This window comes from Jeongeupia chitinilytica (assembly GCF_014652315.1).
GTDB classification, from domain to species: Bacteria; Pseudomonadota; Gammaproteobacteria; order Burkholderiales; family Chitinibacteraceae; genus Jeongeupia; species Jeongeupia chitinilytica.
Genome location: NZ_BMYO01000001.1, coordinates 219,708 through 233,552 on the forward strand (window position 1 = coordinate 219,708; position 13,845 = coordinate 233,552).

Sequence of the window (13,845 nt, forward strand, 5' to 3'; positions counted from 1 at the left end):
AAAATTTGCCATTGAATCGAGTCGATCATGCTGGAAATTGAAATCGACGGTAAGAAACTGACAGTCCCCACTGGAAGCACCGTGATGGACGCCGCCAATTCGATTGGCGTGCATATCCCGCACTTCTGCTACCACAAGAAGCTGTCGATTGCCGCGAACTGCCGGATGTGCCTGGTCCAGGTCGAGAAAGCGCCGAAACCGCTGCCCGCCTGTGCTACCCCCGTTACCGACGGGATGAAGGTCTATACCCACTCCGACATGGCCGTGAAGGCCCAGAAAGGGGTGATGGAATTCCTGCTGATCAACCACCCGCTCGACTGCCCGATCTGCGATCAGGGCGGCGAATGCCAGCTGCAGGATCTGGCCGTGGGTTACGGTCAGTCGGGCTCGCGCTACGAGGAAGAAAAGCGCGTTGTCGCCAACAAGAACCTCGGTCCGCTGATCTCGACCGACATGACGCGCTGCATCCACTGCAGCCGCTGCGTGCGCTTTACCGAAGAGATCGCCGGCTACCAGGAACTTGGCATGCCGGGTCGTGGCGAGCACACCGAGGTGATGAGCTTCATCGGCAAGACCGTGAACTCGGAAATCTCCGGCAACGTGATCGATCTGTGCCCGGTCGGTGCGCTGACCAGCAAGCCGTTCCGCTACAGCGCCCGAACCTGGGAGCTGTCGCGTCGCAAGAGCGTTGGTGCGCATGACGGTCTCGGTGCCAACCTCGTGGTTCAGGTCAAGAACAACCAGGTGATGCGTGTTCTGCCGCTCGAGAACGAAGCCATCAACGAATGCTGGCTGTCGGACCGCGACCGTTTCAGCTACGAAGCGCTGAACAGCGCAGCGCGTCTGACCCAGCCGATGGTCAAGGACGGCGGTCAGTGGAAGGTCGTTGGCTGGCAGGAAGCGCTCGAGCTGGTTGCGACCAAGCTCAAGGGCATCACCGCCAGCCATGGCGCCGACAGTGTTGCCGCGATCGCTTCGCCGAACAGCACGCTCGAAGAACTCTATCTGCTGCGCAAGTCGCTGGCCGGTCTGGACATCCGCAATCTGGAAGCACGTACCCGCCTTGGCGACGTGCGTTTCGAGACCAAGGCTGCCGGCTGGCTCGGCCAGAGCATCGTCGATCTCGCCGCAAGCGAATCGCTGCTGCTGATCGGCTCGACGCTGCGCAAGGAACAGCCGCTGCTGGCGCAACGTCTGCGCCAGTCGGTGAAGAAGGGCCTGAAGCTCGCACTGATCAACCCGCACGACGACGAGCTGCTGTGCGCGGTTGCCGGCAAGCTGGTCGTGCGTCCGGACCAGTTGGTCGAAGGCGTACTGGCCGTGCTCAAGGCTGCGGCCGACATCACCGGCAAGGCCGTGCCGGCCGACATCGATCTGGCAGGTGTTGAAGTTTCGACCGAGGCGCGTGCGCTGGCCGAACTGATTGTCGCCGGCGAGAAGAAGTCGCTGGTGCTCGGCAATATCGCGCTGCAACACGAACGTGCGGCCGAACTGCACGCTGCTGCGGCTGCGCTGGCCGAGATCGCCGGTGCGACGCTGGGCCTGCTGCGCGACGGCGCCAACAGCGTCGGTGCCGACATCGTCGGTTTCGCCACGAACAAGGATCTGATCACCGCGAACAAGAAGGCCTACGTGCTGCTGCACAGCGAACTGGCCGACCTGAAGCAGGGCGCCAAGGCGGCCTTCGAAGGTGCGGAGTTCGTCGTCGCGATGACGTCGTTCGCCGACGAAGCGCGCGACTACGCCGACGTGCTGCTGCCGGTGTCGCCGTTCTCGGAAACCTCGGGCACCTTCGTCAACATGGAAGGCAAACCGCAGAGTTTCAACGGCGTTGTCCGCCCGCTGGGCGAAACCCGTCCGGCGTGGAAGGTGTTGCGCGTACTCGGCAACATCCTCGGCCTCAACGGTTTCGACTACGACAGCTCGGAAGCAGTCCGTGGCGACGTGCTGAACGGCGATATCGCCAAGGTGCTCGACAACACGCCGGCCAAGGCCGTTGCGGTCAAAGCGCAGGCCACTGCCGGCCTGGTCCGTCTGGCTGAAGTGCCGCTGTACGAAACCGACGCACTGGTCCGCCGCGCACCGAGCCTGCAGGCAACGGTGGATGCCGAATCGGCTGCGCAGCTGCGTGCCAACGCAGCCACGCTGGCGTCGTTCGGTCTGGTTGCCGGCGGCAATGCTTGCGTCCAGCAGGGCGGGGCGTCGGTGACGCTGGCCGTTGCCGAAGATGCGGGCCTGCCTGACCAGGTGGTGCGCGTGCCGTTCGGCCGTGCAACGCTGGCGCTCGGTTCGGGTGCAATCGAAGTGATCAAGGCATAAGGGGGGGACGAGCATGGAATTTCTGCAAACCACGCTGGGCCTCAACGCCAGCCTTGCTTTCTTCCTCTGGACGCTGGCCAAGATCCTCTGCATCGTCGCGCCGCTGATGGGGGCAGTTGCCTATGCCACCTACGCCGAACGCAAGGTCATCGGCTACATGCAGATCCGGATCGGCCCGAACCGGGTTGGCCCGTTCGGCCTGCTGCAGCCGATCGCCGACGGCGTGAAGCTCCTGCTGAAGGAAATCATTGCGCCGAGCGCCGCGAGCAAGGGGCTGTATTTCCTGGCGCCGGTCATGGTGCTGGTGCCGGCACTGGCCGCCTGGGCGGTCGTGCCGTTCTATCCGGGCTTCGTCGTCGCCGATGTCAACGTCGGCTTGCTGTACGTGATGGCGATCACCTCGATGGGCATCTACGGCGTGATCATCGCCGGCTGGGCGTCGAACTCGAAGTACGCCTTCCTCGGCGGCCTGCGTGCCGCTGCGCAGGTCGTGTCATACGAGCTGGCGATGGGCTTTGCGCTGGTCGGCGTGATCATGGTGTCGGGTTCGCTGAACCTCACCGAGATCGTCAACCAGCAGGGTCACGGTATCGGCGGGGGCTCGATCCTGTCGTGGAACCTGATTCCGCTGCTGCCGCTGTTCGTCGTCTACTTCATCTCGGGTGTCGCCGAAACCAACCGCGCGCCGTTCGACGTGGTCGAAGGCGAGTCGGAGATCGTGGCCGGCCACATGGTCGAGTACTCGGGCATGAGCTTCGCGCTGTTCTTCCTCGCCGAATACGCGAACATGTGGCTGATCGCCGCGATGGCGTCGGTGATGTTCCTCGGCGGCTGGCTGTCGCCGTTCCCGGAAAGCTGGCCGATCCTCGGCGCGCCGTCCTTCCTGTGGTGGGTGCTCAAGGTCTTCTTCATGATGTTCCTCTTCCTGTGGTTCCGTGCCACGTTCCCGCGCTATCGCTACGACCAGTTGATGCGCCTGGGCTGGAAGGTGTTCATCCCGGTGACGCTGGTCTGGATCGTGGTGGTCGGCGCGTGGATGCAAACCCCGCTGTCGCTGTGGAAGTAAGCAGGGGATAGACATGGAAAAAATTGCTCATTTCTTCAAGACCTTCCTGCTGGTCGAACTGGTCAAGGGGCTGATGCTCACGGGCCGGCACTTCTTCCAGCGCAAGATCACGGTGCAGTTCCCCGAGGAAAAAACGCCGTACAGTCCGCGTTTCCGCGGCCTGCACGCCCAGCGTCGCTATGCCAACGGCGAAGAGCGCTGCATTGCCTGCAAACTGTGCGAAGCGGTTTGCCCGGCAATGGCGATCACGATCGAATCGGAGCAGCGCCCGGACGACAACACCCGTCGCACCACGCGTTACGACATCGACCTGACCAAGTGCATTTTCTGCGGTTTCTGCGAAGAAGCCTGTCCGGTTGACGCGATCGTCGAAACGCACATTCTCGAGTATCACGGCGAGAAACGCGGCGACCTGTACTACACCAAGCCGATGTTGCTGGCGGTGGGTGACAAGTACGAAGCGCAGATCGCCGCCAACAAGGCGGCAGACGCCAAATACCGTTAACAGGGCCGATTCGCTATGACCGAAGTGATTTTCTATGTGTTCGCCGCCATCCTGCTGTTCGCAGGTTTGCGCGTGGTCACCGCCAAGAACCCGGTGCACGCGGCGCTGTATCTGGTGCTGTCGTTCTTCAATGGTGCGGCGCTGTGGATGCTGATGCAGGCCGAGTTCCTCGCGGTGTCGCTGATCGTCGTCTATGTCGGCGCGGTGATGGTGCTTTTCCTCTTCGTGGTGATGATGCTCGACATCAACTTCGAGGAGCTGCGCAAGGGCTTCTGGAAGTACGTGCCCGTCGCCGGGACCGTGGCCGTGGTGATGGCCGTCGAGATGGCGCTGATCCTGTCGCACCGTGCGGCACAGATCGAAGGTGCGGGGCTGGTCGACCATCCGGCCGGCTACAACAACGCCAAGGTGCTGGGCCAGCTGATCTACACCGAGTACTTCCTGCCGTTCCAGCTCGCTGCGGTGCTGCTGCTCGTCGGCATGATCGCCGCGATCGCGCTGACGCTGCGCAAGCGCAAGAACACCAAGTACATCAACCCGGCCAACCAGATCCAGGTCAAGCGGAACGATCGCGTGAAGATCGTTTCGATGCCGGCCGAAGAACGTCCGAGCGTCGAGGCCCCCAAGGCCGACGACGGTCAGGCGTAAGCGGCGGGAGAGGACAACAACGTGATCACACTCACTCACTACCTTGTGCTGGCGGCAATCCTGTTTGCGATTTCCGTATTCGGCATCTTCATGAACCGCAAGAACCTGATCGTGCTGCTGATGGCGATCGAGTTGATGTTGCTGGCGGTGAACATGAACTTCATCGCCTTCTCGCAGTTCCTTGGCGATACCGCGGGGCAGGTCTTCGTCTTCTTCATCCTGACCGTGGCGGCGGCCGAATCGGCCATCGGCCTTGCGATCCTCGTGGTGCTGTTCCGCGGCCTGCGTTCGATCGACGTCGAAGACCTCGACAGCCTCAAGGGCTGACCCGATAACAAGATCGACATAACAGGTATTGCCAATGGACATGAAAACGATCTACCTGCTCATCCCGCTCGCGCCGCTGTTCGGCGCGCTGGTGGCAGGTCTCTTCGGCTGGGCGATCAGTCGCCGCGCCGCGCACTGTGTGACGATCGCCGGCGTTGCGGTATCGTTCCTGCTTTCGGCCTTCGTGCTGAAAGGCATCGTGCTGGACGGCGTCGAGCCGTTCAACGGCACGGTCTACACCTGGCTGACCGTGAACGGCATCGAGTTCAACGTCGGCTTCCTCGTCGACAGCCTGACCGCGATGATGATGTGCGTGGTGACCTTCGTGTCGCTGATGGTGCACATCTACACGATCGGCTACATGGAAGAAGACCCGGGCTACAACCGTTTCTTCAGCTACATCTCGCTGTTCACCTTCTCGATGCTGATGCTGGTGATGGCCAACAACTTCGTCCAGCTGTTCTTCGGCTGGGAAGCGGTCGGTCTGGTGTCGTACCTGCTGATCGGCTTCTGGTTCAAGCGCCCGACGGCGACGTTCGCCAACCTCAAGGCCTTCCTGGTCAACCGCGTCGGTGACTTCGGTTTCCTGCTCGGGATCGGCCTTGTCCTCGCTTACTTCGGCACGCTCGACTACGCCGCCGTGTTCGCGCAGGCTCCCGCACTGAAGGATGCGACCGTCACGCTGTTCCCGGGCGCAACCTGGTCGCTGCTGACCGTGACCTGCATCCTGCTGTTCATCGGCGCCATGGGCAAGTCCGCCCAGTTCCCGCTGCACGTGTGGCTGCCGGATTCGATGGAAGGTCCGACCCCGATTTCGGCGCTGATCCACGCCGCAACGATGGTGACCGCCGGCATCTTCATGGTGTCGCGCATGTCGCCGCTGTTCGAGCTGTCGGATACCGCGCTGAACTTCGTGCTGGTGATCGGCGCGATCACCGCGCTGTTCATGGGTTTCCTCGGCATCATCCAGAACGACATCAAGCGCGTCGTCGCATACTCGACGCTGTCGCAGCTCGGTTACATGACGGTCGCGCTCGGCGCCTCGGCCTACTCGGTCGCCGTGTTCCACCTGATGACGCACGCGTTCTTCAAGGCGCTGCTGTTCCTTGGCGCGGGTTCGGTGATCATGGGCATGCACCACGATCAGGACATCCGCAACATGGGCGGCCTGCGCAAGTACATGCCGATCACCTGGATCACCTCGCTGGTCGGTTCGCTGGCGCTGATCGGTACGCCGTTCTTCTCGGGCTTCTACTCGAAGGATTCGATCATCGAGGCCGTTGCCGAGTCGCACCTGCCGGGTGCGAGCTTTGCGTACTTCGCCGTCGTCGCCGGTGTCTTCATCACGGCGTTCTACTCGTTCCGGATGTACTTCCTTGTGTTCCACGGCAAGGAGCGCTGGATGGCCAAGGATCATCATGCGCATCACGAAGCGGACGCGCACGACGAGGACGAACACCATCACGGTCTCGGCCCGAACGACAAGCCGCACGAGTCGCCGTGGGTGGTGACCCTGCCGCTGGTACTGCTGGCGATTCCGTCGGTACTGATCGGCTACTTCGCGATCGAACCGATGCTGTACGGCAAGTTCTTCGAAGGGGTGATCTTCTTCAACCACGAAGCCCATCCGGCAATGGAAATGCTCAAGGAAGAGTTCCATGGTCCGGTAGCGATGGCACTGCATTCGCTGCAGACGCCGGTGCTGTGGCTGGCCATCGGTGGTGTCGTGGCGTCCTACGTGTTCTACATGGTGGCGCCGGCCATTCCGGCTGCGATCGACCGCTTCTTCACGGCCATCGGCGTACGCAAGCTGCTGGAAGAGAAGTACTACATGGACCACCTCTACATCGACGGTTTCGCCCGTTTCGGCCGTGTGCTCGGTACGGTGTTCTGGAAGGTCGGTGACGTGCTGATGATCGACGGCCTGATGGTCAACGGCACGGCCAAGGTGGTTGGCTTCTTCTCGAAGGTCACCCGCCGTCTGCAAACGGGTTACATCTACCACTACGCGTTCGCGATGATTCTCGGCGCGCTGGTGCTGATGACCTGGTGGCTCGGTGGCGTGCTGGTCAGCCAGTAAGCTCGGTTTGAATTGATAACAAGTAGGTAAACTATGACGGGTAATCTTCTGAGCCTGACGATCTGGGTGCCGATCGTCGCCGGCCTCGTCGTGCTCGCTACCGGGGGAGACCGCAACGCCAACGCCGCGCGCTGGCTTGCCGTCCTCGGTGCACTGGCCGGCTTCCTGGTGTCGGTCCCGCTCTACACCGGCTTCGACACGCTGCATGGCGGCATACAGTTCGTCGAGTCGACACCGTGGATCTCGACCTTCAACATCAACTACGCGCTCGGCGTCGACGGGCTGTCGGTGCTGTTCGTGATCCTGAACAGCTTCACGACGCTGATGGTCGTGATCGCCGGCTGGCAGGTGATCCAGAGCCGCGTGGCGCAATACATGGCCGCCTTCCTGATCATGTCGGGCCTGATCAACGGTGCGTTTGCCGCGACCGATGCGATCCTGTTCTACGTGTTCTTCGAAGCGATGCTGATCCCGATGTACCTGATCATCGGTGTCTGGGGCGGCCCGAACCGGATCTACGCGTCGGTGAAGTTCTTCCTGTACACGCTGCTCGGCTCGCTGCTGACGCTGGTGGCCTTTGTTTACCTGTACATGCAGGCTGGCGGCAGCTTCGTCATCGCCGACTTCCAGCGCCTGCCGCTGGGCATGGGCGCGCAGGCCATGCTGCTGATCGCGTTCTTCTTCGCGTTTGCCGTCAAGGTGCCGATGTGGCCGGTGCACACCTGGCTGCCGGACGCCCACGTCGAAGCGCCAACGGGCGGTTCGATGGTGCTGGCTGCGATCACGCTGAAGCTCGGCGCCTACGGCTTCCTGCGGTTTGCGTTGCCGATCGCGCCGGATGCCGCACGCGAGTATGCCTGGGTCTTCATCCTGTTCTCGCTGATTGCCGTCGTCTACATCGGTCTCGTTGCATTGGTGCAGACCGACATGAAGAAGCTGGTGGCTTATTCGTCGATCTCGCACATGGGCTTCGTTACCCTGGGCTTCTTCATGTTCGCCGGTGGTACCCAGCTGAATCCGTACGCAGTTGAAGGTGCGATCGTGCAGATGGTCAGCCACGGCTTCGTTTCGGCGGCAATGTTCTTCTGCATCGGCGTGATGTACGACCGCGTGCACAGCCGCAAGATCGCCGACTACGGTGGCGTTGCCAACAAGATGCCGATCTTTGCCGCGTTCATGATGCTGTTCGCGATGGCCAACTCGGGCCTGCCGGGTACGTCGGGATTCGTCGGCGAGTTCATGGTCATCCTCGGTGCGGTGCAAGTGAACTTCTGGTACGCGTTCGCCGCCGCCACCACGCTGATCTTCGGCGCCGGTTACACGCTGTGGATGTACAAGCGGGTGATCTTCGGCGATGTTGCCAACGATCACGTCGCCGAACTCAAGGATGTGAACAAGCGCGAATTTCTCGTCCTCGCCGTGCTGGCCATTGCCGTTCTCGGCATGGGCCTGTATCCGAAGCCGTTTACCGAAGTGATGCACGTGTCGGTCAACGACCTGATCTGGCACGTCTCGCAGTCCAAGCTCCAATAAAGAGTCACCGATGAATATCATGACCTGGTCCAGTCTCAACGCTGGCGTCGCGACCCCGGAGATCTTCCTGCTCTGTGCGACCTGCGCCATCCTGTTGATCGATGTGTTTCTCAGCGATGCAAAGCGCCACATCAGCTACGTGCTGACCCTGGCGGCGCTGGTCGCTACCGGCTGCCTGCTGGTGGCCGGCTACTCGCTCCAACCGCAACTTGCCTTCAACGGCATGTTCATCGCCGACCCGCTGGCATCGCTGTCCAAACTCGGCATGGTGGTGGGCGTGATCCTGATGCTCGTTTACGGTCGCGGTTATGCGGCAGTGCGCGGCCTGTTCCGCGGCGAGCTGTTCACGCTGACGCTGTGTGCGTTGCTCGGGATGATGGTGATGGCGTCTGCCGTCAACTTCGTCGTGCTCTACGTCGGCCTTGAACTGCTGTCGCTGTCGTTGTACGCGCTGGTTGCACTGCAGCGGACGTCGAGCCGTTCGACCGAAGCGGCGATGAAGTATTTCATCCTCGGTGCACTGGCTTCGGGCCTGCTGCTGTACGGCATGTCGATGGTGTATGGCGCAACCCAGAGCCTCGACGTCTTCGTCATCGCGCAAAAGATCGCCCATGACGAAGCCAACCGTTTGCTCACGGTATTCGGCATCGTGTTCATCGTCACCGGTCTGGGCTTCAAGCTCGGTGCCGTGCCGTTCCACATGTGGGCACCGGACGTTTACGACGGTGCACCGACGCTGGTGTCGCAACTGATCGGTTCGGCGCCGAAGGTTGCCGCGTTCGCCTTCATCATGCGCATCCTGGCGCAGGCGCTCGAAGGTTTCGCCTTCGACTGGCGCTCGATGCTGATGGTGCTGGCGGTGCTGTCGCTGGTGATCGGCAACGTGACCGCGATTGCGCAGGTCAACATCAAGCGGATGTTCGCCTACTCGACGATCTCGCACATGGGTTTCCTGCTGCTCGGCATCATGGCGGCGACCCCGGGTGGCTACGCCGCCGCGTTCTTCTACGCGATGACGTACATGCTCACCGCCGCCGCAGGTTTCGGCCTCATCATGCTGCTGTCGCGTGAAGGTTTCGAGGCCGACCAGATCGCCGACTTCCGTGGCCTGAACAAGCGCAGCCCCTGGTTTGCCGCAATGATGCTGATCGTGATGTTCTCGATGGCCGGCATCCCGGTGTTCATCGGCTTCTTCGCCAAGCTGGCGATCATCCAGGCGCTGGTCGGTCTGGGGCTGGTCTGGCTGGCGGTGATTGCCGTGCTGATGTCGGTGATCGGGGCGTTCTACTACCTGCGCGTGGTCAAGGTCATGTACTTCGAAGACCCGACCGACACCGCGCCGATCGCGGCCGGTGCCGATGCCAAGCTGGTGCTGTCGGTCAACTGCCTGCTGCTGCTGGTGCTCGGCATGGCGCCGGATCGCCTGCTGACCGCACTGACCACCGCACTGCAGTTTTCGCTGCATCCCGGCCTGTAAATGCTGGAAGTCATCCTTCTGGGCACGTTGGCGGCGCTGGCCGCCAATGTGCCTTTTGTTTCGGGGCGCCTGTTCGGCGTGCTGCGCGTCGCCAACAAGCACTTCGGCTGGCAGCTGCTCGAATGGGCCGCGTACTACTTTGCGATCGGTGGCGCAGCCTGGTTGCTGGAGTCGCGGTTGGCGACGCCGCATTCACAGAACTGGCAGTTTTTCGTCACCACGCTGGCGCTGTTTGCCGTGCTGTCGTGGCCGGGCTTCGTCTGGCGCTTCTTCTGGCGCAAGCCGGGGCTGTAAAGGTCAGGGTAAAGACCTAGTTGAATCAACGATTTATCGACTTGGTCATGAATTTTCTGCAGGAAGGGCTTGCGGAGTTCCGGTAGCAACGCTAATATGCAGTCCTTCGTTAGGCACGTAGCTCAGCTGGTTAGAGCACCACCTTGACATGGTGGGGGTCGTTGGTTCGAGTCCAATCGTGCCTACCAACGAATTCTGGAGATCAAGTCATGTTGCGAACTCGCACTACTATCCAACACTAAACGGATAGCCGTGCTGGCAAATTGATTTGATCGAGTAAAAAAGTGCGGCCTGGCCGCACTTTTTTTTTGTCCTCACGTATCGTTAACGACCTGTTCCGGTCCAGCTCAAAGGCGCTCACCATGCCCGTCGTCACGCTCCCTGATGGTTCCCAACGCCAGTTCGATGCACCGCTGCGTGTGCATGACGTCGCTGCCAGCATCGGCGCCGGTCTGGCCCGTGCCGCACTGGCTGGCAAGGTCGATGGCCAGCTGGTCGATACCAGCTACCTGATCGACCGCGACGTACAGCTGGCGATCATCACCGACCGCGATGCCGAAGGGCTGGAAGTCATCCGCCATTCGACCGCCCACTTGCTCGCGTATGCGGTGAAGACCTTGTTCCCGGATGCGCAGGTGACGATCGGTCCCGTCATCGACGACGGCTTCTATTACGACTTCAGCTACAAGCGCCCGTTTACGCCGGAAGATCTGGCGCTGATCGAAAAGAAGATGGTCGAGCTGGCCAAGCAGGATTTGCCGGTCGAGCGCTACGAGTTGAGCCGCGACGAGGCGGTGGCCTACTTCAAGGGCATCGGCGAAGCGTACAAGGCCGAGATCATCGAAAGCATTCCGGCCGATCAGGTGCTGAGCCTGTATCGCGAAGGCGAGTTCACCGACCTGTGTCGTGGCCCGCACGTGCCGTCGACCGGCAAGCTCAAGGTGTTCAAGCTGATGAAGGTCGCCGGTGCTTACTGGCGCGGCGACTCGAAGAACGAAATGCTCACGCGCGTCTACGGTACGGCGTGGACCAAGAAGGAAGACCTCGAGGCCTATCTGCACCGTCTGGAAGAGGCCGAGAAGCGCGATCACCGCAAGATCGGCAAGGCGCTCGACCTGTTCCACCTGCAGGACGAGGCGCCGGGCATGGTGTTCTGGCATCCGAAAGGCTGGGCAGTGTGGCAGGCGATCGAGCAGTACATGCGTCGCAAACTCGACCAGCACGGCTACCAGGAAATCCGTACGCCCATGGTGATGGACCGTACGTTGTGGGAGAAGTCCGGTCACTGGGGCAACTACCGCGACAACATGTTCACGACCGAGTCGGAAAAGCGCGACTACGCCGTCAAGCCGATGAACTGCCCGGGCCACATCCAGGTGTTCAATCAGGGGCTGCGCTCCTATCGTGACCTGCCGCTGCGCTATGCCGAATTCGGCTCCTGCCACCGCAACGAGCCCTCCGGCTCGCTGCACGGCATCATGCGCGTGCGCGGCTTCGTCCAGGACGACGCGCACATCTTCTGTACCGAAGAACAGGTGCAGCAGGAAGCTGCAGCCTTCATCGACCTGCTGAAGGAGGTTTACGCCGACTTCGGTTTCGACGAGATCCTCGTCAAGCTGTCGACCCGGCCGGAAAAGCGCATCGGTACCGAAGAGGCGTGGGACCGCGCTGAAGCCGCACTGGCGGCTGCACTTGACTCCAAGGGGCTGGCATTCGAGTACCTGCCGGGCGAGGGGGCGTTCTACGGTCCGAAGATCGAGTTCACGCTGAAAGACTGCCTTGGCCGACTGTGGCAGTGCGGTACGCTGCAGATTGACCCGAACCTGCCTGAGCGTCTCGGTGCCGAGTACGTCGGCGAGGACAACGCCAAACATCGGCCGATCATGCTGCACCGTGCCGTGCTCGGTTCGCTCGAGCGTTTCATCGGTATCCTGATCGAAAACTTTGCCGGTGCGTTCCCCTTGTGGCTGGCGCCGACGCAGTTCGTCGTCATGAATATTTCCGAATCTCAGCGTGAGTATGCCGAGTCCGTCGCAAAAACCCTGCGCGCCAAGGGCTTCCGTGGTGAAGCCGACTTGAGAAACGAGAAAATAACCTATAAAATTCGCGAACATAGCTTGCAGCGCTTGCCTTATCAACTCATCGTGGGTGACAAGGAGAAGGAAGCAGGCTTGGTAGCCGTGCGTAGCCGCAGTGGCGAGGACCTCGGGCAAGTGACGCTGGAGGCGCTGATCGAGCGCTTCAATGGCGAACTGCTCTGAGGTAAATCCCCCGAGACGCACGGTTTTTCTTTTTCCGGATTTGGAGAACTGCAATAGCTGCGCAAGACAAAGAACCGCGGATCAACGGTGAAATCACCGGCCGCGAAGTGCGACTGCAAGGGGCCGAGGGTGAACAACTCGGTATCGTAAGCCTGTTCCAGGCGATGTCGATGGCTGAAGAGGCCGAACTCGACCTGGTTGAAATCGCCCCGAACGCGCAGCCGCCGGTTTGCCGTCTGATGGACTATGGCAAGTTCAAGTTCCAAGAGTCCAAGAAGAAGGCTGCGGCCAAGGCGAAGCAGAAGCAGATCCAGGTCAAGGAAGTCAAGTTCCGCCCGGGGACCGACGAGAACGATTACCAGGTCAAACTGCGCAATCTGGTTCGTTTCCTCGAGGAAGGCGACAAGGCGAAGATCACCCTGCGCTTCCGTGGTCGCGAAATGGCCCACCAGGAAATCGGCATGGCACAGCTCAAGCGTGTCGAAGCCGACCTGACCGAGCTGGCCGTGGTCGAGCAGTATCCGCGCCTTGAAGGCCGGCAAATGGTGATGATGCTCGCGCCGAAGAAGAAGTAGGCGCTAGCAGCACAGAATAACGGCGTGGCGACAGCCGCCGTCGAGTTCCGGAAACGGGATCGTTGTCGCAACAAAAGCGGGGTGGCGGGCTTTAAGTCTCTTTGGAGCGCCTGTTGCCTGATCCAACACAACTTGGAGTGCATATTCATGCCCAAGATGAAAACCAAGAGCAGCGCCAAGAAGCGCTTCAAGGTTCTTGGCGGTGGCGGCGTCAAGCGCAGCCATGCGTTCAAGCGCCACATCCTTACCAAGAAAACCACCAAAAACAAGCGCCAACTGCGCGGCACCTCGATGGTCGATGCGACCAACATGGGCCACGTACGTGCGATGTTGCCCTACGCGTAACTAAAGGAGAAGAAACATGCCTCGCGTTAAACGTGGTGTAACCGCCCGCGCTCGTCACAAGAAGATCCTGAATCTGGCGAAGGGCTATCGCGGCCGTCGCAAGAACGTATACCGCATTGCCAAGCAAGCGGTTATGAAGGCTGGCCAATACGCTTACCGTGACCGTCGTCAAAGGAAGCGTCAGTTCCGTCAGCTGTGGATCACCCGTATCAATGCAGCAGCGCGCGAATGCGGTCTGGCCTACAGCCGCTTCATGAACGGCCTGAAAAAGGCCGGCATCGAAGTGGACCGCAAGGTGCTGGCTGACCTCGCCGTGTTCGACAAGCCGGCTTTTGCCAAGTTTGTCGAGCAAGCCAAGGCTGGCCTCGCTGCCTGATCGGTAAGTGCTTGAAAAGGGAGGCTTTCCGGCCTCCCT

13 protein-coding genes and 1 tRNA gene are annotated in these 13,845 nt (G+C 61.1%); all 14 read left to right on the forward strand.

Annotation, left to right across the window (positions count from 1 at the left end; translation table 11 throughout):
• Nucleotides 1–27: 27 nt before the first annotated feature.
• Nucleotides 28–2,319 (forward strand): NADH-quinone oxidoreductase subunit NuoG, encoded by a 2,292-nt coding sequence (nuoG, locus tag IE097_RS01080; RefSeq protein ID WP_189458296.1) that lies wholly within the window; start codon nucleotides 28–30, stop codon nucleotides 2,317–2,319.
• A 13-nt stretch (nucleotides 2,320–2,332) separates the two neighbouring features.
• Nucleotides 2,333–3,385: an NADH-quinone oxidoreductase subunit NuoH gene (nuoH, locus tag IE097_RS01085; protein WP_189458297.1), complete on the forward strand. Its 1,053-nt coding sequence runs from the start codon at nucleotides 2,333–2,335 to the stop codon at nucleotides 3,383–3,385.
• Nucleotides 3,386–3,398: 13 nt separating this feature from the next.
• Nucleotides 3,399–3,890, forward strand: a complete 492-nt coding sequence (gene nuoI, locus IE097_RS01090; RefSeq protein ID WP_189458298.1) for an NADH-quinone oxidoreductase subunit NuoI — start codon at nucleotides 3,399–3,401, stop codon at nucleotides 3,888–3,890.
• A gap of 15 nt (nucleotides 3,891–3,905) precedes the next feature.
• Complete coding sequence (locus IE097_RS01095) at nucleotides 3,906–4,538, forward strand: NADH-quinone oxidoreductase subunit J (RefSeq protein ID WP_189458299.1); 633 nt, start codon at nucleotides 3,906–3,908, stop codon at nucleotides 4,536–4,538.
• Between the two features lie 21 nt (nucleotides 4,539–4,559).
• On the forward strand, nucleotides 4,560–4,865 hold the full coding sequence (gene nuoK / locus IE097_RS01100; RefSeq protein WP_189458300.1) for an NADH-quinone oxidoreductase subunit NuoK: 306 nt from the start codon (nucleotides 4,560–4,562) through the stop codon (nucleotides 4,863–4,865).
• A gap of 34 nt (nucleotides 4,866–4,899) precedes the next feature.
• A complete protein-coding gene (nuoL, locus tag IE097_RS01105; protein ID WP_189458301.1) occupies nucleotides 4,900–6,945 on the forward strand; it encodes an NADH-quinone oxidoreductase subunit L in 2,046 nt (681 codons plus the stop codon).
• Between the two features lie 33 nt (nucleotides 6,946–6,978).
• Entirely contained in the window at nucleotides 6,979–8,478 is a 1,500-nt protein-coding gene (locus IE097_RS01110) for an NADH-quinone oxidoreductase subunit M (protein ID WP_189458302.1), read from the forward strand.
• A gap of 19 nt (nucleotides 8,479–8,497) precedes the next feature.
• A complete protein-coding gene (gene nuoN / locus IE097_RS01115; protein WP_189458303.1) occupies nucleotides 8,498–9,955 on the forward strand; it encodes an NADH-quinone oxidoreductase subunit NuoN in 1,458 nt (485 codons plus the stop codon).
• Nucleotides 9,956–10,249, forward strand: a complete 294-nt coding sequence (locus IE097_RS01120) for a DUF2818 family protein (protein ID WP_189458304.1) — start codon at nucleotides 9,956–9,958, stop codon at nucleotides 10,247–10,249.
• A gap of 111 nt (nucleotides 10,250–10,360) precedes the next feature.
• Nucleotides 10,361–10,437, forward strand: a tRNA-Val gene (locus IE097_RS01125).
• 174 nt (nucleotides 10,438–10,611) lie between these two features.
• The gene (thrS, locus tag IE097_RS01130) at nucleotides 10,612–12,510 is read left to right on the forward strand and encodes a threonine--tRNA ligase (RefSeq protein ID WP_189458305.1); all 1,899 of its coding nucleotides are present in this window, start codon (nucleotides 10,612–10,614) and stop codon (nucleotides 12,508–12,510) included.
• A 53-nt stretch (nucleotides 12,511–12,563) separates the two neighbouring features.
• Complete coding sequence (gene infC, locus IE097_RS01135; protein ID WP_203538601.1) at nucleotides 12,564–13,085, forward strand: translation initiation factor IF-3; 522 nt, start codon at nucleotides 12,564–12,566, stop codon at nucleotides 13,083–13,085.
• Between the two features lie 147 nt (nucleotides 13,086–13,232).
• Nucleotides 13,233–13,430 carry a 50S ribosomal protein L35 gene (rpmI, locus tag IE097_RS01140; RefSeq protein WP_018748785.1) on the forward strand — a complete coding sequence of 66 codons (198 nt, stop codon included), beginning with the start codon at nucleotides 13,233–13,235 and terminating at the stop codon, nucleotides 13,428–13,430.
• Between the two features lie 16 nt (nucleotides 13,431–13,446).
• Nucleotides 13,447–13,806: a 50S ribosomal protein L20 gene (gene rplT, locus IE097_RS01145; RefSeq protein WP_070531169.1), complete on the forward strand. Its 360-nt coding sequence runs from the start codon at nucleotides 13,447–13,449 to the stop codon at nucleotides 13,804–13,806.
• Nucleotides 13,807–13,845: the final 39 nt, after the last annotated feature.

Coding starts and splice junctions, on each gene's coding strand:
- nuoG (WP_189458296.1), top strand. CDS start 28: ATGCTGGAAATTGAAATCGACGGTAAGAAACTGACAGTCCCCACTGGA.
- nuoH (WP_189458297.1), top strand. CDS start 2,333: ATGGAATTTCTGCAAACCACGCTGGGCCTCAACGCCAGCCTTGCTTTC.
- nuoI (WP_189458298.1), top strand. CDS start 3,399: ATGGAAAAAATTGCTCATTTCTTCAAGACCTTCCTGCTGGTCGAACTG.
- IE097_RS01095 (WP_189458299.1), top strand. CDS start 3,906: ATGACCGAAGTGATTTTCTATGTGTTCGCCGCCATCCTGCTGTTCGCA.
- nuoL (WP_189458301.1), top strand. CDS start 4,900: ATGGACATGAAAACGATCTACCTGCTCATCCCGCTCGCGCCGCTGTTC.
- IE097_RS01110 (WP_189458302.1), top strand. CDS start 6,979: ATGACGGGTAATCTTCTGAGCCTGACGATCTGGGTGCCGATCGTCGCC.
- nuoN (WP_189458303.1), top strand. CDS start 8,498: ATGACCTGGTCCAGTCTCAACGCTGGCGTCGCGACCCCGGAGATCTTC.
- IE097_RS01120 (WP_189458304.1), top strand. CDS start 9,956: ATGCTGGAAGTCATCCTTCTGGGCACGTTGGCGGCGCTGGCCGCCAAT.
- thrS (WP_189458305.1), top strand. CDS start 10,612: ATGCCCGTCGTCACGCTCCCTGATGGTTCCCAACGCCAGTTCGATGCA.
- rpmI (WP_018748785.1), top strand. CDS start 13,233: ATGCCCAAGATGAAAACCAAGAGCAGCGCCAAGAAGCGCTTCAAGGTT.
- rplT (WP_070531169.1), top strand. CDS start 13,447: ATGCCTCGCGTTAAACGTGGTGTAACCGCCCGCGCTCGTCACAAGAAG.